An 18,379-nucleotide genomic window follows, 5' to 3' on the forward strand; every position below is an offset into this window, starting at 1 on the left:
TATGCAAAGGGAGGAAATCTGATGCAAAAAAGAACATTCATGGCGGGTCTGTTGGCCAGCACGATGTTGGCGGGGACCAGCCTTGCCGAAGTTCCCTGGGATGGTCCGACAACCGGCCCTGCGGCGGCTGATGGCAAATCGATCGTGGTGCTTGCGGGTGATCTGAAAAACGGCGGTATCCTAGGGGTCACCAGCGGTGTTGAGGAAGCCGCAGCCGCTATTGGCTGGGAGGTTCGTGTTCTGGATGGAGCGGGCTCGATCCAGGGGCGGACGGCGGCAATCGGTCAGGCGTTGGCACTGCAACCCGACGGGATCATCATCAACGGTTTTGACGCTGTCGAGCAGCAGGCCGCGCTGGAAGGTGTGACCGGTGCCAACATTCCGATGGTCGCCTGGCATTCTGGACCCGTGATCGGCTGCGACGCGCCCGGCGGGATCTTTGCCAACGTGTCGACCGACGCGATGACCGTGTCCGAAGTGGCCGCCGAATGGGCGCTTGAGGATGGCGGGACCGATATCGGTGTGGTGATCTTTACCGACTCGACCTATCAGATTGCCATCGACAAGGCGGACCGGTTGCAAGAGGTGATCGAAGCTGGCGGCGGCAAGGTGCTGGAATATGTGGACACGCCCATTGCTGATACTTCATCTCGGATGGGGCCGCTGACCACATCACTGTTGCAGAAATACGGCGACAGCTGGACCCATGCGCTGGCGATCAACGATCTCTATTTTGACTTCATGGGCCCGGCGCTGGCATCGGCGGGGATCGACAGCGCCAGCGGGCCGCAAGCGGGGTCTGCGGGGGACGGATCTGAGGCCTCGTTCCAGCGGATCCGGTCGGACAATTACCAGACGATCACTGTGGCCGAGCCGCTGAACCTGCAGGGTTGGCAACTGGTGGATGAGCTGAACCGCGCGATCCAGGGCGAGGCGTGTTCAGGTTATGTTACCTCGCCTGCGCTGGTGACCAAGGCCGGATTGGACAAGATCGAGGGCAATGCGTTTGATCCCGATACGCCCTATCGCGAAGCCTACAAGGCGATCTGGGGCAACTAGCTTCTCCCCCCCGGTCTCGGTCTGCGGATCGGGGCCGGTTTGAACCAATACACATAGAAACACGGTCAGCCAGCGCAAACGCGGCTTCTGGCCAGGTGAAACCGGTGGTGGCCGACAGATGGCGACCGCCTTCAGAAGGGGTATCTTTCTTATGGCTGAGCCACTTATAAAGATGCGCGGGATAACCAAGCGATTTGGCGGCGTGACAGCGCTGAGCAATGTTGATCTGGACGCCTATGCCGGGGAAGTGCTTGCCATCGTCGGGGACAACGGTGCTGGCAAATCAACGCTAATCAAGGTTCTGACCGGTGTTTATCAACCCACCGAGGGAGATATCTTTCTTGATGATAAGCCGGTACGGTTTTCCAGCCATGCCGAGGCCACTGCGATGGGGATCGATGCGGTTTATCAAACGTTGGCATTGGCCGATCACCTTGATCCTGCTGCAAACATGTTCCTGGGCAATGAGCTGACCCGCAAAGTCGCAGGGATCACGTTTCTGGACAACAAGCGCATGCGCTCGGAAACCGAGAGGGTGTTAATGGAACGGTTGGGCGTGCGGCTCAAATCCATGGATGCGCCCACCGAAAGCCTATCGGGTGGTCAGCGTCAGGCGGTGGCGATTGCGCGCGCGGTCTATCATGACGACCTGCGTGTGCTTGTGATGGATGAGCCGACTGCGGCTCTGGGCCCGCAGGAAACGGCCCGAACTTTGAAACTGATCGAAACGGTCAAAGCCCAAGGCATCGCCGTTATCCTTATTAGCCACTCGCTGGATGACGTGTTTCAGGTTTCCGATCGAGTGCATGTTCAGCGGCGCGGGCGGCGGGTTGGCGTCGTAAAAACCAGTGAAAGCAATACACAGGAAGTGCTGGGCATGATCGTCGGCGCTGAGGAGGCAGCCTGATGGCTCAGACAGATACACATATGTCAGACTCTCGACCGTTCACCGAGCGTTTGGAGCCCTATATTGCGATCATCGGCCCGATGGTGATGATTTTGGCAATCCTTATGTTCATGGGTATTGCCGAACCTGCGCGGTATTTCCGGGCAACGAACCTGAACCTCATACTGCTTGATGCAGCCCTATATATGCCCATGGCAATGGCGATGACCTTTGTCATCACGCAGCGCGGCATTGATCTGTCCATCGGCTCGATCGCTGCCTTGTCCAGCATCCTTATGGCCTTTCTGATCAAGCAATACGGGTTCAGCGTCTATATCGCGGTTCCGATTGCGATTGCTTTGGGTGCGATCATGGGCTTGATCAACGGCTTGATCATCACCCGTTTCAATGTGCCCGACTTGATCGGGACACTGGCGATGGATCTGGTCTATCGCGGGTTTGCTCTGGTGATTGCCAAGGGGCTGGTGCTGGCCCGGTTCCCCGATTTCCTGACCGAGATCGGGCGCGGCCAGATCCCCGGCTTTATTCCGATTCCGGTTGTTCTGGGAATTGCGACCATGGTCGGGGGCTATATTGTGCTCAAGCGCACCTATTTCGGACGTTACACCATCGCAATAGGGTCGAACCCCGAAGCGGCAGAGCTGACGGGCATTTCAGTCAACCGTCACAAGGTTTACGCCTATGTTTTGTGCGGGGCTTGTGCTGCATTGGCGGGTGTTATGCTGACAGGCAAGCTGAACGCCATTCAGGCGACATCTGCGCCATATTTCAACCTGCATGTGATTGCGGCTGTGGTTGTAGGCGGCACATCACTGTTCGGGGGCCGGGCGTCTATGCTCGGCTCATTCGCGGGTGTTCTTCTGCTCAGCATGATGATCAACGCATTGGTCACACTTCGGATCGAGTTCTTTTGGCAATCTGTGGCTTCGGGCGTTGTGATCGTCAGCTCTGTGGCGCTGTATGCCTGGATGCAAAAGAAAGACCGCGATGGGGCAGGGGGCTGGCTGGCCGGTCTTCAAACCCCTGAAGGTCAGAAAATGCTGCGTTTTTCTGCAGCTCTTATCGGTATTCTGATCGCTCTGTTGGCGATTGGGGCGCTGTTTTCCGGATCGGCTGCACCAAGCGGCTAACCGGCATCATGCGGGGTTGCCGGGTCGGGGGTGCAGCCCCGAGCCCGGCTTAGGCTCCGCTCTCATGCAAAGGGAGGAACCATCATGAGACTTTTAACCACTGTATCGTTGATGACAAGCGTAGCATGGTCTGCCGCGGCAAGCGCGGACGGCCATGGTAAGCTGCCGCTGAAAGAGCTGCCAGATATCGCCGAGCGCAACTATTGGGTGCCGGATGAGGTGAATGCGGACGGCAAGCTGGAAGCCTTACAAGCGGTTGTCGGTTCCGAGGCGGTGCCGTTCAGCGGTACGCTGGAAAACCCAATTCAAATCGCGCTGATCTATCCCTCGGCGGATACGTCGGACTTTTGGGCGCGCAACTATCTGGCGCTGACCAAACGTCTGGATCAGTTGGGCATCGCCTATGAGACCACCGAATTCGCGTCACGTCAGATCGAACACTCGCTGCAGTCGACCTACGCAAACCAGGTCGAACAGGATGCGGACCTGTATGACTATGTGATCTTCGGGCCCTCCGAGCTGGAAATTCAGGCGGACAATATCGACAAGCTGGCGGGCAATGATGGTTTTAGCACCTTTGTCTGGGCATTCCACACACCGCTGAAGGATCTAGCGAACCAGCCCGATGTGTGGTTCGACTTCTCGTCGGCTGCGGGCGCACTGACCATGTGCGATTACATGATTGACCGCTTGGGAGAAGGTGTAACCATGGCCATGAACCGTGGCATTCCGGGCATTACTGACAATCAACGCTCGGGTGACTTCAAAGCCTGCGTGGAAGACAAAGCCGGTTGGACCACCGTTTACGAGCATTATGGCGAGTATCAGCGAGAAGGCGGGTTCGAAGGCACATCGCTTATTATGCAGGCCTATCCCGAGGCCACTATCATCCACAACGCCAACACAGCGATGGCAATGGGCAGCGTAGAGGCGCAACTGTCGCAAGGGAAAGAGAAAGACATCTTCTCGACCGGTTGGGGTGGCACGGGGCTTGAGCTGGATGCGATCCGACGCGGAGAGCTGGACGCCACACCGATGCGCATGGGCGATGATGTCGGCGCTGCGACAGCCGAGGCGATCAAAGCGGATCTTGAGGATCGCGCAAGCGAGTTGCCGCTTGTCTTCCTCGGGCGGATTACGGTCGCTCATGACCAGATGTCGGCAGAGGAACTTGACGCGCTGCAACAAGAAGCGTTCCGCTTTTCAGGAATTGGCGCGTTGGAACGCTGAGTTCGTGTAACAGAAGCACCCCTCCCTTCAGGTTAAGTCTGATGGCGTGATCTGAGCGGGATGGGTGCAGTAAATTGTCCGCTCGCAACCGGACTGGAAGCAATGAAGAAGCCACGATGACAGAACGAAGATTGTCTGCCGCAGATCCTGGTCGGTCTCTTCGTGCCGGGTCGATCATCGCCGGTATCCTGTCGCAACCTTGCCGCTGGGCCAACAAGACAAATCAGGCCATCTGGTAGCCTGGCCCGAACAGCCCGGGAAATCATCTAAATCAATCAGTTGGGGCGAGCCTAGCTACGGCAACACCTTAATGGACGAGAAGGAAGACTGAATGTTTGGTGTTATCGAAGGAACCGGGTTCGAAGTGATCGATCCGGCGTTTGAGGCCTGCTTTGTCGGTCACGTCCGGGTCGAGCGCCTATGCACCGGTGCGCGCTGGTCAGAAGGGCCGGTATGGCATGCGGCGGGTCGTTATCTTTTGTGGTCCGATATTCCCAACAATCGCATTTTGCGCTGGGATGAAACGGATGGGTCGGTTTCGGTGTTCCGGCAACCTTCAAACAATTCGAACGGCCAGACCGTCGACAGGCAGGGGCGCCTTGTCACCTGCGAGCATCTGACCCGCCGCGTCACGCGCACCGAACATGACGGGTCGATCACCGTGATTGCCGACCAGTTTGAGGGGCGGCGTCTGAACTCACCCAATGATGTTGTGGTGAAATCCGATGGCTCGGTCTGGTTCACCGATCCCTCTTATGGGATCCTGATGGATTACGAGGGCGACCGCGCAGAGCCTGAACAGGACGGGTGCCATGTTTATCGCGTGTCGCCCGAGGGGGAAATCGCGCGTGTTGCTGACGATTATCTCAAACCCAACGGGCTTGCCTTTTCGCCGGACGAAAGCAGCCTCTATATTGCCGACACAGGTGTGACCCACGATGAAGGTGGCCCCAGGCACATTCGTCGCCACTCGGTGAACGCGGATGGTACGCTCTCAGGCGGTGAGGTATTTGCCGAATGCACCGTAGGCCTGTTCGACGGGTTCCGTGTGGACACTGACGGCCGGATTTGGAGTTCGGCCGCTGACGGGGTGCACTGCCTAAGCCCCGAGGGTCAGCTAATCGGCAAGGTCAAGATCCCCGAAATGGTCGGGAATGTCTGTTTTGGTGGCGCAAAGCTGAACCGGCTGTTCATTTGCGGAACCACATCGCTTTATTCGGTTTACCTGAACGTGAATGGTGTTTCGCCAGTTTGATGAGGCGCCAAGCGCCTCATTTAAGGTGTTGATTCAACCAAGGCCCATGGAAATCCGTTCCCTCTTGGTCGGTCCGCTGAAACCCGTGTGCGCCGAAAAAGTCACGCTGACCCTGGATCATGTTGGCTGTTCCGCGTGACTGGGTGATCGTGTCGAAATAGCTGAGCGCAGCGGCCATTGCAGGCACCGGAATGGCCACCCCGGCGGCGGTCACCACCACCTTGCGCAGCGCGGGCAGGGTGCGACTGACAAGATCGGCAAAATAGGGCGCAAAGATCAGGTTGGCGGGCTTTGCTTCAAGCGCGGTTGCCATGTCGTTCAGCATGGATGACCGAATTATGCAGCCTTCGCGCCAGGTTTTGGCGATGTCGGGCATTGGCAGGTTCCAGCCGCGGTCATCGCTTGCCTTTTCAAGCAGATCAAAGCCTTGCGCATAGCATAGAATCTTCCCTGCAGTCAGCGCATCACGCAGATCATCCGTATTCAGCGTGGTGTCTGTCGGCAAGCTGCGCTCGGCGGGGGTGAACAGGCGTTCTCCTTGTTGGCGCAGGGGTTTACCAGCCGACAGATTGCGTGCCGCAACCGCAGCTTCGATTACCGTGACCGGAGCGCCGAGCATCTGTGCCTCGATCACGGTCCAGCGACCGGTGCCTTTTTGCCCTGCGCTGTCCAGGATCACATCCAGCATCGGTTGCGCGGTGGCGGGATCGACAGAGTTTGCAACCTTGCCAGAGATTTCGATCAGATAGCTTTGCAGCGCACCTTCGTTCCAGGCGGTGAAAATCTCGGCACAGGCGCTGGAGGACAGGTTTAGCCCATCGCGCATAATCCCATAGGTTTCGGCGATCAGCTGCATATCGGCATACTCGATCCCGTTATGGACGGTCTTCACGAAATGCCCGGCGCCGTCCTGGCCCATCCAGGTGGCACAGGGCTGTCCCTGGTATTGCGCTGCAATGGCCGAAAGCATGGGCGCGACCCGGTCCCAGGCCGCCTTGAGGCCACCGCCCATGATTGCCGGGCCAAAACGCGCGCCCTCAGCCCCACCGGATACACCGATGCCCAGAAACGGCAGCCCGTCTTGTTCCGCCTTGTTGGCACGGCGCACGGTGTCGTGGAAATTTGCGTTGCCCGCGTCAATGATAAGGTCATTCGAGTCCAGCAGGGGCCGCAGCGCTTCAATCTGGTCATCCACGGGCGCGCCAGCCGGCACCATCAGGATGATGTTGCGCGGCGGTTTGAGCGCGGCGACAAAAGCCTCAAGTGTGTCACAGGGCACAAACCTGCTGGCCAGTTCTCCGGCCTCGTCCATGAAGGTTGCGATGCGCGAGGTGGTGCGATTGTGGACCGCGATGCGGAACCCGTTGTCGGCCATGTTTAGCGACAGCATCGCCCCCATTGTTCCTAACCCAATCAGTCCGAAATCGGCATGCGCTGTCATCTGTGTTCTTTCCTTGGTTGCGTGAGCTGTGATACCGGTACCATTGTCGATAGAAAAGGAAAAGCGGTATGGATGCTCTGACGGTTGAAACTCTGAAACTAAGCCATTTCGCGGTGATGAAAATGCTGGGCGCTGCTATCGCACGGGCTGAGGAGATCGGGCAACCGCAATGTATCATCGTCGTCGATGCCAGCGGTGAGACGCTGGGTGAGATTCGCATGACCGATGCCAAGTATCTCAGCCGCCTGAGCGCGCGGGCCAAGGCCCGGACGGCGGCGTCCATCGGATTGCCTTCGGATGCGATCCCCGAAGCGGTCCGGCCACATATCGCAGCGGCGACTCAGGGCGCTGTGACCGGTCTAGGCGGAGGGCTTCCGATCCGCATGGGGGGCGTCTTGGTAGGTGGCATCGGTGTTGGGTCGGGCAGCCCGGATCAGGACAACGATGTTGCCTGTGCCGCGCTGCGCGCTGTGGGTGCGGATATCTGAACTGGCGCAGGCCAATCAGGAATCGAAGGCGATTTGCGCCTTGATGGCTTTTGTTCGGTCAGAGGCGAGATCGAACGCGGCGATGGCCTCGTCCAGGGGCAGGGCCTGGGTGATCAGGGGCGTCACATCCAGTCGTTTGTTTTGCATCAGTTCAACGGCGGTGAAGAACTCGGCGTGAAACCGGAAGGATCCGCGCAACTCAAGCTCTTTGGCGGTCATGGCCTGAACAGGCAAGGACATGTCGCCGCCCAGCCCAAGCTGCATTATCACACCGCCCGGTCGCAGGACCGGAACCGCGCCAGCAAGCGCTGCGGCGACGCCCGAGCATTCAAACAGCAGGTCAAAATAGCCTTTGTCAGCGGCATAGGCCTCGAGCGCGTTTGGGTCGGTTGCGATGTTGTGCACGATGTCAGCGCCCACCGCTTTGGCCATGTCCAGCGTGAATCCGGTCATGTCGGTGGCCACGATCCGAGCGGCCCCGCCGGCGCGGGCCACAAGAACCGCAAGCTGGCCGATTGGCCCGCATCCCGTGATCAGAACCTTTTTGCCCATAAGGTCACCGGCGCGTCTGGCCGCGTGCAGCACCACGGAAAGCGGTTCAGCCATCGCCGCTTCACCCGCTGTCAGGCCGGTGGCGACGGCGCATTGACGGGCATCGGCAACGATATATTCGCAAAATGCGCCCTGAATATGCGGGAAGGGCATGGCCGAGCCGTAAAAGCGCATTTTCAAGCAGTGGTTATGAGCCCCGTCCAGGCAATATGTGCAGTCATAGCATGGGCGCGACGGCGATACAGCGACCAGATCTCCGGCGGCGAGCCCTGTAACATCGGGGCCCAAAGCCTGCACCGTGCCCGAAACCTCATGGCCCAGGATCATCGGCTCTTTCAGGCGGACCGTGCCAAAACCTCCGTGATTGTAATAGTGCAGGTCCGACCCGCAAATGCCGCCGCGCGCCATTCGGATCAGAACCTCGCCCGGGCCGGGCTTTGGGATTTCGCGCGTTTCGATGCGCAGATCTTTGGCCGCATGGGCAACGATGGCTTTCATCATGTCAGGCATTTTCGACCTCAGATAACCGGGGTGGGAAGGGGTTGGCCCGCGAAATGAGCCGTCAGGTTGTCGCGCAAGAGTTGCCCCATGGCCTTGCGTGTCTCGATAGTGCCGCTGGCGTGGTGGGGTTGCAACAACACATTGGGCAGATCAAGAAAACGGGGATCAAGCGCGGGCTCGCCTTCAAACACGTCCAAAGCGGCAGAGCCGAGACGGCCCTCTGACAGAGCGGTGATCAGAGCATCCTCATCAATATTCGAGGCGCGGCTGATATTGATGATCATGCCGTCGGGCCCCACGGCGTCGATCACATCTGCGCCGACGATATGGCGTGTTTGGGCAGAGGCGGCCAGGGAGACAAAGAGGAAGTCGCTGTGCCGCGCCAGTTCAACCGGGTCGGGCACAAATGTCCAATCGGGGGCATAGTCCTTGGCCGCGATGTCGCTGTAAGCGATGTCCATGTCGAAACCAGCCAGCCGTTTGCCCACTTCGAACCCGATCCGCCCCAGCCCAAGGATACCGGCCTTGCGCCCGAACACCCGACGTTTGAGCGGGTAGAGCCCCTGTTTTGCCCAATCCCCGTCGCGCACCCAGGCCTCGGCCCCGATCATCCCGCGCGACTGACACAGCATCATCGCCACACCCAGGTCGGCCACATCCTGGGTCAGAACATCCGGCGTATTTGTGACGCGGATGTTCCGGGCTTTGGCCGCGTCCAGATCAACTGCGTCATAGCCCACGCCATAGACGCTGATCAGCTCCAGCTGTGGGCAGGCCGCAATCATGTCGGCATCCGCGCCCAACTCGCCCCGGGTCGCGATGGCGCGCACATTTGGGCCATGCTGGGCCAGGAACGCGGCCTTGTCTGGCGCTTCGAACAGGCGTTTTGCGTCAAAGACAGTATCGATTGGGTTTTGATCCCAATCCGGGTAGGGTCCGACTTGCAGAATTACGGGTTTGGCCATTTGAGAATCCTGTATTGACAAACTATGGTACCGGTATCATGTTATCGGTAACAAAATGATCTGACAAGGCGCATTCCATATGCGCAAGGAAGGAGAGGTCAGGGTGCCTGATACAAACTTATTTTCACTCGCGGGAAAGCGCGCGCTGATCACCGGATCGTCGCAGGGGATCGGCTTTGCCTTGGCGCAGGGTTTGGCGCGCGCGGGGGCGCAGATTGTCCTGAATGGGCGTGATCTGTCCAAGCTGAGCGCTGCGGCTGAGCAGATCGAAGGGGCTGCCACGCTTGCATTTGACGCCACCGATCATGATGCGGTGCGCGCAGCCATTGACGGGTTCGAGGCCGATCAGGGTGCCATCGACATCCTGATCAACAATGCCGGTATGCAGCACCGCACCCCGCTGGAGGACTTTCCGGCAGACGCGTTTGACCGGTTGTTGCAGACCAATGTCGCCAGCGTGTTTCACGTTGGGCAGGCCTGTGCACGGCACATGATTGGGCGCAAAGCGGGCAAGATCATCAATATCGCCAGCGTCCAGACGGCCTTGGCCCGCCCGGGCATCGCCCCCTATACAGCCACCAAAGGTGCGGTTGCGAACCTGACCAAGGGGATGGCTACCGACTGGGCAAAACACGGGTTGCAGTGCAACGCCATTGCGCCGGGCTATTTTGACACCCCGCTCAACGCGGCATTGGTCAGCGACCCCGAGTTCAGCGCCTGGTTGGAAAACCGCACCCCTGCCGGACGCTGGGGCAAGGTCGAGGAACTTGTGGGCGCGGCGGTCTTTTTGGCGTCGGAGGCGTCGAGCTTTGTCAATGGCCATACGCTGTTTGTGGATGGCGGCATTACGGCGTCGCTGTGATGCGTTGTTATGTTCTGATGGGGGTCTCTGGATGCGGAAAATCATCCATTGGCCGTGCGTTGTCGATCACCTGTGATATGACGTTTGTCGACGGTGACGACCTGCATCCACAAGCCAATATCGACAAAATGGCAAGTGGCCAGGCGTTGGACGATGCCGATCGCGCGCCCTGGCTGGAACAGGTCGGGGACGTGCTTGCACAGACACCGGGCCCGGTTGTTGTCGGGTGCTCTGCGCTTAGACGATCCTATCGCGACATTATCCGCGCACGCGTGGCCGAACCGGTCCGGTTTCTGCACCTGGATGCGGCCGAACGAGTGATGCTGGCGCGGGTCAGTGCGCGGGCGGGGCATTTCATGCCGCCGTCTTTGCTGCAAAGCCAGTTTGACGCGCTGGAAGGGCTGGCCGCAGGTGAGCTTGGTACGCGGATCAGTATTGCCCGCCCGTTCCCAGCGGTGGTGGGGCAATCAGAATCCTACATTAGGGAGACATTGATATGACACGGAAACTGGCCCTGGTTGGTGCCGGAGCCATGGGAGGTGCCATCGGCACTCGGCTTTTGGAGGCGGGCAATCAGCTTGCGGTTTTTGACCTCGACCCGGATAAGGTCGCCGCATTGGTCGAGAAAGGCGCAACGGCTGCGGCAAGCGCTGCCGAGGCCGCCAGCGGTGCGGCTGCCACGATCACCAGCCTGAATGCCTCAAAGATCGTGGGTCTGGCGGCCTTTGGCAAAGACGGGATCGCGGAAGGCGCGGATACCGGCGCTTTGATTATCGATATGTCGTCCATCGACCCCGAAGCGACGCGCAAATTTGCCAATATGGCCGATGAGCAAGGGTTGGGATGGGTGGACAGTCCTCTGTCCGGCGGCGCCCCAAAGGCGTTGATCGGAGAGCTGACCTTGATGCTGGGCGGTGCGTCCGATCATGTGGACCGCGCGATGGCAATCCTGTCGGATGTTGCCGCCAATATGACCCATATGGGCGGTCCTGGGGCGGGGCAGACCACCAAGATGATCAACCAGGTGCTTTGTGGGCTGGGATTTCTTGCCGTTGCTGAGGCGACGCAGCTTGCACTGGACGCGGGCGTTGACGCAACCAAGATCCCCGTGGCCCTCAAGGGCGGGCGTGCGGACAGTGCGCTGTTGCAGGAGTATATGCCACGCTTTGCCACCAAAGATTACCGTCGCACGGGGCGGATCGACAACATGGTCAAAGACCTGAACATGGTGAACGATCTTGTGCGGCATACGGGTACATCGATGCCAATGACGGCGCTCTGCACCGAAATCCACCGGATGCTGACCGCTGCCGGTCTGGGAGGAGAGGATCAGGCCGCGGTGATGGAATTTTTCAGCGGTGCAAAACAGGAGATACCGGAATGATCACGCGCTTTGCTCTTTTTGAGGGGTCCGTGAAGGACGGCCAGACCGCAGCCTTTCGGCAAGCGGTGCAGGACCGGCTTGTTCCGCTTTGGACACAGTTCACTGGCAATCTGGGCGTGCGCGTGATGTTCGGCGAAGATCGCGACGCGGGCGCGCCCGAGTTTCCTTTGATCCTTGCGATATCCTATCCTGATCAGAAAACGATGGAAGAAGCCCTTGAATCTCCAGCCCGTTATCAGTCAAAGGATGTTACCGGTGACATCGTGTCCGAATTCTTTGTGGGGAAGATCCACCATCATGTCACCGAACTGAACGCTTATAACGAGTGAGGTTTCATTGAGCGTGCGCGTTACAATGCGGGATATCGCAAAAGAGGCGGGCGTTTCTCCGATGACGGTCTCGCGTGCGCTAAAATCCGATGGCTCGGTCAATGCCAAGACCCGCCAAATGGTTCAGGATGTGGCCGACAAGCTTGGTTATGTCTATGATACTACGGCGCAGGCCTTTCGGGCACAGCGCAGCGGGTTTCTGGCGCTGACACTGCCGTCGATCAACAACGCGAATTTCGCGACGACCCACAAAGCACTGACCGAATCTCTGGCCGAAACCGATCTGCAATTGCTGCTTGGGATCACCAATTACGATGTGGTCCGGGAAGAACAGATGGTGCGTCAACTGCTGGCGCGTCGACCTGATGCGATGATCCTGACCGGTGGCACCCATACCGATACCACGCGAAGGCTTTTGGAATCAGCCTCGATCCCGGTCTTTGAAATCTGGGACATCCCCGAGGCGCCGATTGGACATGTGATCGGGTTTTCCAACTCGGACGCGATGGGGTTGATTGTTGACCATCTGGCGCAGAGCGGGCGTCAGCGATTGGGTTTTGTTGGCGCGTCAGCGGACACCGACGCACGGGGCCACGAGCGCCGTCTGGGCACGATCAAAGCGGCGCGCAAGCTTGGTCTGCCCGAGGTGCTTGACCTTCAGATCGGACCCGCGCCTGCGACCATGTCTTCTGGCTTGGAACTGGTCATGCGCGAAATCGACCGAATTCGAGGGCTTGATGCGCTTGTCTGTGTGTCCGACCCGGTTGCTTTTGGTGCCATGATGGCGCTCGAATGCCTCGGCCTGACAATCCCAGGGGATATCGCGGTGACCGGGTTTGGCAATTTCGAGATTTCGCGCATCAGCCGACCAAGTATCACAACGCTGGATGTGGGCGCGCAAGAGATCGGAACACTGACAGGCAGATGTGCAAGCGAGATCCTGTCGGGAATAAGCGCGCAAGACGCGGTTATCGAAACGCTGACTCCGCGACTGTTGGTGCGCAAGACGACTGGTTAGGTGCAAGCGGTAAACCGAGCGCAGCGGATGCAGCCCCAGTGTCTGCAGCATCCGTCGAAAGCTTGCTAAGCTCAGTAGGGGGGCGGAGCTACAAGATGCTGACGGTTCTGAAGAGTTCAGGTAGCAGGCGTCGGCTGTAACCGGCCGGACAAAGATTGAAGCAGAAGATGTCCTAGAAGCGATCTATCCGCTGCTCCTGAGGCCCAGTTTTCCGGAATACATCCAGACAGACATAAGACTGGGCTTCGCTGCCGAAGCAATGCAGGAATGGGACTTGTCAGACTAATTTTATTTGAGCAGGGCAGGGGTGTTGCGTAGCGACTGGGAATGACCAAACCTGCCGCCTTCGAGTATTTCAAAACCAGTCCCGAGATCATCCGTCTCGCCATGATGCTGTATATCCGTTTTCCGCTTTCGCTTCGAAATGTGGAAGGCTTATTGCACGAACGGTGGATTGAGGTGAGCCACATTCCGTCCGATATTTGTGGAACCGTTTCGACCCGATGTTTGTCTCGGAGATCAAAAAAAGCGAGTCGAGCAATTGCCTGCACGCTCAAAATGGAAGTGGCATTTTGACGAAGTCATTGTGAAGGTGAACGGTAAGCGGCACTATCTTTGTCATGCCGGAGATCATAAAAGCGAGGTGGTGGAAGCCGTTGTTGCCAAACGCCGAAACCAAGCTGTAGCACTGAAATTTTTTAAGAAATTGACGAAACGGCACGGTAAAGCGAAAACCGTTGTCTCAGATCGCTTCGCATCGTGTCGGGCGGTTCTTAGAGAGCTTGGAACTACCGAAAAACAGCAGAAGGGCAGATAGCTCAATAACCGCGTTGAGAACCCGCACCTCCGTTCCGGCGACGAGAACGCGCGATGCAGTGTTTCAGACGCATGCGAAGTTTACAGAAATTCGCCGCCGTCCGTTCCTCCGTCTACTACCAGTTCAATCAGGAAAGATCGCTAGCCAAACGAGAGATCCTCAAGCTAACCCGCAGCGCCGCTCTCGCCAAGTGGCGCGAACTCGGTGTGGCATAAAGGGCAGGGCTACCGGCCTGGCTGAGACTCGTTCGAGTTTGTCTGACAGCACCTTCTCTGAGCCCTTTAAATTCTTCAGAACGAAGGTACTCATCTATCTTGTCGCGAAACAACTATGTACCCTTGATTGCCAAATCTAGATGCAACGTGTCTTTGACGACGGGAAAGTAGCGCAATTGGCTTGCATAGTGGTGAGTTGCCAATGAAAGGACTCCCGGTGTTCCGACAGAACGATCAGGAGTCCGGGAAGGCTCAGCCGTGTTGCGTTTCCAGATCACTCGAACGCAAGGGCTTCAGGCGCGGGATCAGCATGGGAACCATCGCCTGGTACGCGCGATACGTATCGCCAAACTCGCGTTCCAGAGACCTTTCTTCGAACCATAGGCCGATCATCACGTAAACCGACATCAGCCCGGCAAAGAGCGCGTGACCAACGGTCATGTGTGGAGTGCCGAACAAGACTAGAATGACACCAAACTGCATCGGGTGACGCACGAAACGATAAAGCCCGGGCGTTCTGAAATGTGGTTTGGGCATAGGTTGCGATCTGTTCGCGGTCCAAATCTGCCGCAGGCCAAACAACTCGAAATGATCGATCAGAAAGGTCGAAAGCAAAACCAGAAAGACACCAAGTGCACAGATGCCATAGGTCAGCCAAGCCAAAGCGCCATCAACGATCCAGATCGTTTCGGGCAACGGGCGCCACTGCCACATGGCCAGGATCAGAAACAGGGCCGATTGCAACACATATGTGCTGCGTTCTGCATCGGCAGGAACGATCCGCGTCCACCAGGATTTGAACGCCTGTCGCGCCATGAGGCTGTGAAAAAAGCCGAAGAGGAAGATCAACCCGAAATTGATGACGACGGCGACGGGCCAAGCGGATGTGGTCCCATCGTTGATCGCCTTCGGAACAGGCAGTTGCAGGAGAAAGCCGATCATGTACAGAAAGGCCACATTGAAAAGAACATAGGCAACAGCGCCATATAAGATCAGGCCAGGGCGGTTCATAAGTCACGCTCCAATTCATTTTGTTTCAGATGAACCCTGTTTGCCCGAGCCGGATGATGCGATGCTTGATCCTTTCATGGAGGTTTTCTGGTTATTTTCTGAAGACTTGACGATCATGCGGACCATCCGCTGCCAAAGCGCATTGCTTGGGTGCGAAATCAGCGCCATATGGGTGCCGCGATTTGCGTTCACGCTTTACGAAAAAACTGAATTCGCGCAGAATTACCCGGTGAAATATGCATTTGATCAGTACGTTCTGGACGCAAGTCGCCTGCAATTGACGCGGGAAGACGTTCCAATTGCTACCGAGCCGCAAGTGTTTGCGCTGCTTCGACATCTCATTGAAAACCGTGATCGTGTTGTGTCGAAGGATGAGATTTTTTCGGTGATCTGGAAAGGCAGGATCGTTTCAGATGCAGCTCTCAGCAGCCGCGTCAAAGCGGTCAGAGCGGCGATTGGAGATGACGGCGCGCGGCAGGCCTTGGTCCGAACTGTGCACGGGCACGGGTTCCAATTTGTTGGCACGGTCGAGGAAAGGCATGACAAGACCGGCTCTGCAGCGGTTTTATCGCAGCCCTCCATTGCCATCATGGCAACCACAATGGTGCATCCAACAGATGCTCAACGGGCCTTTGGCGAAGGGTTGGAGGACGATATTAGCGCAGCCATTGGTCGGGTGGGAACGATTTATGTCGCGCGTTACTCTGGCCAGAATGACGCAAAGCAAGCCGCCGCAGAATTGGGTGTTCGGTACGTGCTTGGCTTCAAGCTGAGATTTGCGGGGAATGCGTTTCGCCTAAATGCTTCTTTGTTGCATGCCGGACGGCAGGCAGAGGTTTGGGCAGATCGTTTTGAAGGGCAGCTTGAAAACCCTTTTGAGGCGCAAGACCTGGTGGTTGCGGCCATTCTGGGCCGCCTCGTCCCGAATATCATGATGGTTGAAGTGCAACGCGCCTTAGCCGAGGCTGACTTGACGGATGCCTATCATGAACTCCTGCGAGCGACACCGCTTTGCATGCGGATGGACGCGGATGACAATCGGCAGGCCGTGGTCCATTTGCGACGTGCATTGGTATCAGATCCCGAACATGCCTTGTCACATGCCATGCTTGCGTGGTGCCTGGGACAACAGGCGATGTCCGACTGGGCCCCTGACGGACCGGCTGCACTTGCAGAGGCGATGGAACATGGCAAAAGCGCACTTGACCTTGCGCCACGCGATGCACTGGTTCTGACTTTCGTAGCCACGGCCGAGGTGGCTGCAGGGCAACATACTGCAGCGCGCCATCACCTTGAGTCGGCCCTTGCGCTGGACCCAAGTCTGGCTTGGGCCTGGGCCATGTTGGGAGCCGTGGAAACCTTTGCTGGGAACATGAACGAAGCAGTCGCAAACTATGAAAGAGCTTTGCGTCTTAGCCCGCATGATCCGATGAGGTTTAGCTATTACTTTGGCATTGGCGCCGCCCGATACGGATTGGGCGAATATGAAGATGCCTTATCTCTGCTGGAACAAGGTTACATTGAAGCGCCCGGCTCGACATGGGCGCCGCGATTGATCTTAGCCTGTGCCGCCGAACTTAACCTGACCGACAGGATGCATACCATGGCCGCAAAAGTTCGTAGCGTGAGGCCGGATGCCACTGCCGAGAAACTTGTAGAAGCAAGTGTCGTGCAAGATCAGGCATACCGTGATCGCATGCTCAACTCGTTTCGCAAGGCAGGTTTTTGAAACTCAGATCCAGCGCCTACGGCTCAAGCGACCTTTCTGTTTGGTTGGTAGTGTTTCATGCGCGCAATTCGCGTATCGCCAAATCCACGCAAGGAGACTGTCTCGGCCTCACAGAGCTTGAAATCGTCGATCAGTTCGTCGCGCATCGTGTCGCATACCGTGATCTCCATGGGCTTGGACTGAGCCTGCAAACGCGCGGCCATATTCACCGCAGGGCCAAAGACATCATAGACGTATTTCTGAACACCGACCACTGAGCCGACGACGGAGCCGCTGGCGATGCCGATACGAGCGCGCCATGTGTGCGGGTGCGTTTGATTGCGTCTCTCCAGAAAGCGCATCATTTTGGCTGCGACGCGCGCGGCTGAAAGCGCGTGATCTGGCGTGGAATGCGGTAACCCGGTCACCGCCATATAGCAGTCTCCGATGGTTTTGATCCTCTCGCAGCCGTGATGCTCACCAATCTGATCGAATGCTGTGAAAATTGAGTTCAGTTCGGAAACCGTTACATTCGGATCGCCAGCTGCGGCCATCTTGGTAAACCCGACAAAATCCAGCATGATGACGGTCACAGGCTCGAACAACCGCGGCGTCACACATCCAAATGTCATGAATTCCTCAAAGACCGATTTCGGCATCATATTCAAAAGCAGTTTTTCAACCCGCCGGTTTTCTCGCTCCAACTCGCGGGTGCGCTTATCAACCATGGACGCATAGCTGTCGATCATGGCTTCGGTCTCGCGCAGGCGCGAAATGTTTTGACCTTCGATGACAATCAAAGTGTTGCCCTCGTATTCTGCTTCATGAGCACTGAGTTCAACGACCAGTGTTCGATGTTTGACCTTTGTGCGAACCTCCACCGGTTTCCTGTTTGGCAGGTCTTTCAATGTGAACGATGTACCCAGATTCAAAACTTGACCCTGTGCCGCGTCGCTGAACCATGTCTCAAACGTTTGGTTCAGCGAAACGATGACGCCGGTGTCAGCGTCGACGATGCAGATTCCAACATTGATGGAGCCAAGCAGGCTTGCACTAATTTCTTGGATTTGCATGGAACTACCTAACTATCAGCGAACGGCGCGCTTCAACGGCGCATAGCGTTTTGGAAAGATCGTCTGGAGCAAAGCCCGCTTCGGTAAGCGTCTCACTCAAAAGCGCGATAACTTCATCGAATTGCGCGTTTGTTAGGGCCATGTGACGATGTGCACTCACCAGTCGTTGATCTGTGTACTTTGCGGGTCCCCCCAATATCGACGCGAAGAATTTCATCTGGTGATCAATCAATTTGGCCATATCAACGTTGTCGAAGAAAGGACCCACAATATCGCTGTCCAGCACGCGATCATAGAAATTGATGATCACCGAATGCAAAGCCCGCATGCCGCCATATTTGTCAAAAAGCGGGAGTGATCTTTGGTATTCGGTCTGCCCTAGCATGGAATATCTCCTGAGAATGGCTTGCCCGGCGAATTGCCGCCGGGCCGCT

At 57.4% G+C, this 18,379-nt stretch carries 19 protein-coding genes and 1 pseudogene; 14 read left to right on the plus strand and 6 right to left on the minus strand.

From position 1 onward, the window contains the following. Nucleotides 1-21: 21 nt before the first annotated feature. The 6 genes from GOV38_RS12255 to GOV38_RS12275 all read left to right on the plus strand — a co-directional run bounded on the left by GOV38_RS12255 (nucleotide 22) and on the right by GOV38_RS12275 (nucleotide 5,581). Nucleotides 22-1,059: a substrate-binding domain-containing protein gene (locus GOV38_RS12255; RefSeq protein ID WP_171210112.1), complete on the plus strand. Its 1,038-nt coding sequence runs from the start codon at nucleotides 22-24 to the stop codon at nucleotides 1,057-1,059. Nucleotides 1,060-1,210: 151 nt separating this feature from the next. After that, complete coding sequence (locus GOV38_RS12260) at nucleotides 1,211-1,966, plus strand: ATP-binding cassette domain-containing protein (RefSeq protein ID WP_171128404.1); 756 nt, start codon at nucleotides 1,211-1,213, stop codon at nucleotides 1,964-1,966. Further along, nucleotides 1,966-3,096, plus strand: coding sequence for an ABC transporter permease (locus GOV38_RS12265; protein WP_254430655.1), 1,131 nt, complete (start codon nucleotides 1,966-1,968; stop codon nucleotides 3,094-3,096). The genes GOV38_RS12260 and GOV38_RS12265 overlap by 1 nt, the downstream gene beginning before the upstream one ends. Nucleotides 3,097-3,180: 84 nt before the next feature. Beyond that, complete coding sequence (locus GOV38_RS12270; RefSeq protein ID WP_171210111.1) at nucleotides 3,181-4,326, plus strand: substrate-binding domain-containing protein; 1,146 nt, start codon at nucleotides 3,181-3,183, stop codon at nucleotides 4,324-4,326. 116 nt (nucleotides 4,327-4,442) lie between these two features. Then, the gene (locus GOV38_RS22475) at nucleotides 4,443-4,565 is read left to right on the plus strand and encodes a hypothetical protein (RefSeq protein ID WP_256368660.1); all 123 of its coding nucleotides are present in this window, start codon (nucleotides 4,443-4,445) and stop codon (nucleotides 4,563-4,565) included. Between the two features lie 92 nt (nucleotides 4,566-4,657). After that, nucleotides 4,658-5,581: an SMP-30/gluconolactonase/LRE family protein gene (locus tag GOV38_RS12275; protein ID WP_171210110.1), complete on the plus strand. Its 924-nt coding sequence runs from the start codon at nucleotides 4,658-4,660 to the stop codon at nucleotides 5,579-5,581. 16 nt (nucleotides 5,582-5,597) lie between these two features. Here GOV38_RS12275 and gndA read toward each other — a convergent pair whose 3' ends face one another. Next, on the minus strand, nucleotides 5,598-7,022 hold the full coding sequence (gndA, locus tag GOV38_RS12280) for an NADP-dependent phosphogluconate dehydrogenase (RefSeq protein WP_171210109.1): 1,425 nt from the start codon (nucleotides 7,020-7,022) through the stop codon (nucleotides 5,598-5,600). Between the two features lie 68 nt (nucleotides 7,023-7,090). Here gndA and GOV38_RS12285 point away from each other — a divergent pair, with 68 nt between their 5' ends. Continuing rightward, nucleotides 7,091-7,510 carry a heme-binding protein gene (locus GOV38_RS12285; protein WP_171097219.1) on the plus strand — a complete coding sequence of 140 codons (420 nt, stop codon included), beginning with the start codon at nucleotides 7,091-7,093 and terminating at the stop codon, nucleotides 7,508-7,510. Between the two features lie 15 nt (nucleotides 7,511-7,525). Here the strand turns inward: GOV38_RS12285 and GOV38_RS12290 are convergent, their stop codons facing one another. Both GOV38_RS12290 and GOV38_RS12295 read right to left on the minus strand, forming a co-directional pair. Then, entirely contained in the window at nucleotides 7,526-8,560 is a 1,035-nt protein-coding gene (locus tag GOV38_RS12290; protein ID WP_171210125.1) for an L-idonate 5-dehydrogenase, read from the minus strand. A 20-nt stretch (nucleotides 8,561-8,580) separates the two neighbouring features. Beyond that, on the minus strand, nucleotides 8,581-9,528 hold the full coding sequence (locus GOV38_RS12295) for a 2-hydroxyacid dehydrogenase (RefSeq protein ID WP_171210108.1): 948 nt from the start codon (nucleotides 9,526-9,528) through the stop codon (nucleotides 8,581-8,583). Nucleotides 9,529-9,607: 79 nt separating this feature from the next. Between GOV38_RS12295 and GOV38_RS12300 the strand changes: the two genes are divergently transcribed. From GOV38_RS12300 to GOV38_RS12325, 6 genes and pseudogenes are all read left to right on the plus strand, one after another. Then, nucleotides 9,608-10,390 carry an SDR family oxidoreductase gene (locus GOV38_RS12300; protein WP_171128416.1) on the plus strand — a complete coding sequence of 261 codons (783 nt, stop codon included), beginning with the start codon at nucleotides 9,608-9,610 and terminating at the stop codon, nucleotides 10,388-10,390. Next, entirely contained in the window at nucleotides 10,390-10,890 is a 501-nt protein-coding gene (locus tag GOV38_RS12305; protein ID WP_171210107.1) for a gluconokinase, read from the plus strand. Before GOV38_RS12300 ends, GOV38_RS12305 begins: the two co-directional genes overlap by 1 nt. Next, nucleotides 10,887-11,774 (plus strand): NAD(P)-dependent oxidoreductase, encoded by an 888-nt coding sequence (locus GOV38_RS12310; protein ID WP_171210106.1) that lies wholly within the window; start codon nucleotides 10,887-10,889, stop codon nucleotides 11,772-11,774. The genes GOV38_RS12305 and GOV38_RS12310 overlap by 4 nt, the downstream gene beginning before the upstream one ends. Next, on the plus strand, nucleotides 11,771-12,103 hold the full coding sequence (locus GOV38_RS12315) for a hypothetical protein (RefSeq protein ID WP_171210105.1): 333 nt from the start codon (nucleotides 11,771-11,773) through the stop codon (nucleotides 12,101-12,103). The genes GOV38_RS12310 and GOV38_RS12315 overlap by 4 nt, the downstream gene beginning before the upstream one ends. A 13-nt stretch (nucleotides 12,104-12,116) precedes the next feature. Beyond that, complete coding sequence (locus tag GOV38_RS12320; RefSeq protein ID WP_371808544.1) at nucleotides 12,117-13,121, plus strand: LacI family DNA-binding transcriptional regulator; 1,005 nt, start codon at nucleotides 12,117-12,119, stop codon at nucleotides 13,119-13,121. A 327-nt stretch (nucleotides 13,122-13,448) separates the two neighbouring features. After that, a pseudogene (locus GOV38_RS12325) lies at nucleotides 13,449-14,153 on the plus strand (IS6 family transposase). A 252-nt stretch (nucleotides 14,154-14,405) separates the two neighbouring features. Here the strand turns inward: GOV38_RS12325 and mddA are convergent. Beyond that, complete coding sequence (gene mddA / locus GOV38_RS12330; protein ID WP_171210103.1) at nucleotides 14,406-15,164, minus strand: methanethiol S-methyltransferase; 759 nt, start codon at nucleotides 15,162-15,164, stop codon at nucleotides 14,406-14,408. 61 nt (nucleotides 15,165-15,225) lie between these two features. Between mddA and GOV38_RS12335 the strand changes: the two genes are divergently transcribed. Then, complete coding sequence (locus GOV38_RS12335; protein ID WP_171210102.1) at nucleotides 15,226-16,893, plus strand: winged helix-turn-helix domain-containing tetratricopeptide repeat protein; 1,668 nt, start codon at nucleotides 15,226-15,228, stop codon at nucleotides 16,891-16,893. Between the two features lie 23 nt (nucleotides 16,894-16,916). Here GOV38_RS12335 and GOV38_RS12340 read toward each other — a convergent pair whose 3' ends face one another. Continuing rightward, nucleotides 16,917-17,945 carry an adenylate/guanylate cyclase domain-containing protein gene (locus tag GOV38_RS12340; protein ID WP_171210101.1) on the minus strand — a complete coding sequence of 343 codons (1,029 nt, stop codon included), beginning with the start codon at nucleotides 17,943-17,945 and terminating at the stop codon, nucleotides 16,917-16,919. A gap of 4 nt (nucleotides 17,946-17,949) precedes the next feature. Beyond that, nucleotides 17,950-18,330, minus strand: a complete 381-nt coding sequence (locus GOV38_RS12345) for a group 1 truncated hemoglobin (RefSeq protein ID WP_171128433.1) — start codon at nucleotides 18,328-18,330, stop codon at nucleotides 17,950-17,952. Nucleotides 18,331-18,379: the final 49 nt, after the last annotated feature.

Source organism: Ruegeria sp. HKCCA5839 (assembly GCF_013035585.1).
Lineage (GTDB): Bacteria > Pseudomonadota > Alphaproteobacteria > Rhodobacterales > Rhodobacteraceae > Ruegeria.

What these genes read in the sequence shown, in the direction of transcription:
- mddA (WP_171210103.1), bottom strand. Translation starts at nt 15,164, where the DNA reads ATGAACCGCCCTGGCCTGATCTTATATGGCGCTGTTGCCTATGTTCTT.
- GOV38_RS12285 (WP_171097219.1), top strand. Translation starts at nt 7,091, where the DNA reads ATGGATGCTCTGACGGTTGAAACTCTGAAACTAAGCCATTTCGCGGTG.
- GOV38_RS12345 (WP_171128433.1), bottom strand. Translation starts at nt 18,330, where the DNA reads ATGCTAGGGCAGACCGAATACCAAAGATCACTCCCGCTTTTTGACAAA.
- GOV38_RS12295 (WP_171210108.1), bottom strand. Translation starts at nt 9,528, where the DNA reads ATGGCCAAACCCGTAATTCTGCAAGTCGGACCCTACCCGGATTGGGAT.
- GOV38_RS12310 (WP_171210106.1), top strand. Translation starts at nt 10,887, where the DNA reads ATGACACGGAAACTGGCCCTGGTTGGTGCCGGAGCCATGGGAGGTGCC.
- GOV38_RS12305 (WP_171210107.1), top strand. Translation starts at nt 10,390, where the DNA reads ATGCGTTGTTATGTTCTGATGGGGGTCTCTGGATGCGGAAAATCATCC.
- GOV38_RS12255 (WP_171210112.1), top strand. Translation starts at nt 22, where the DNA reads ATGCAAAAAAGAACATTCATGGCGGGTCTGTTGGCCAGCACGATGTTG.
- GOV38_RS12340 (WP_171210101.1), bottom strand. Translation starts at nt 17,945, where the DNA reads ATGCAAATCCAAGAAATTAGTGCAAGCCTGCTTGGCTCCATCAATGTT.
- GOV38_RS22475 (WP_256368660.1), top strand. Translation starts at nt 4,443, where the DNA reads ATGACAGAACGAAGATTGTCTGCCGCAGATCCTGGTCGGTCTCTTCGT.
- GOV38_RS12335 (WP_171210102.1), top strand. Translation starts at nt 15,226, where the DNA reads ATGCTTGATCCTTTCATGGAGGTTTTCTGGTTATTTTCTGAAGACTTG.
- gndA (WP_171210109.1), bottom strand. Translation starts at nt 7,022, where the DNA reads ATGACAGCGCATGCCGATTTCGGACTGATTGGGTTAGGAACAATGGGG.
- GOV38_RS12290 (WP_171210125.1), bottom strand. Translation starts at nt 8,560, where the DNA reads ATGAAAGCCATCGTTGCCCATGCGGCCAAAGATCTGCGCATCGAAACG.
- GOV38_RS12300 (WP_171128416.1), top strand. Translation starts at nt 9,608, where the DNA reads ATGCGCAAGGAAGGAGAGGTCAGGGTGCCTGATACAAACTTATTTTCA.
- GOV38_RS12260 (WP_171128404.1), top strand. Translation starts at nt 1,211, where the DNA reads ATGGCTGAGCCACTTATAAAGATGCGCGGGATAACCAAGCGATTTGGC.
- GOV38_RS12265 (WP_254430655.1), top strand. Translation starts at nt 1,966, where the DNA reads ATGGCTCAGACAGATACACATATGTCAGACTCTCGACCGTTCACCGAG.
- GOV38_RS12275 (WP_171210110.1), top strand. Translation starts at nt 4,658, where the DNA reads ATGTTTGGTGTTATCGAAGGAACCGGGTTCGAAGTGATCGATCCGGCG.
- GOV38_RS12315 (WP_171210105.1), top strand. Translation starts at nt 11,771, where the DNA reads ATGATCACGCGCTTTGCTCTTTTTGAGGGGTCCGTGAAGGACGGCCAG.
- GOV38_RS12270 (WP_171210111.1), top strand. Translation starts at nt 3,181, where the DNA reads ATGAGACTTTTAACCACTGTATCGTTGATGACAAGCGTAGCATGGTCT.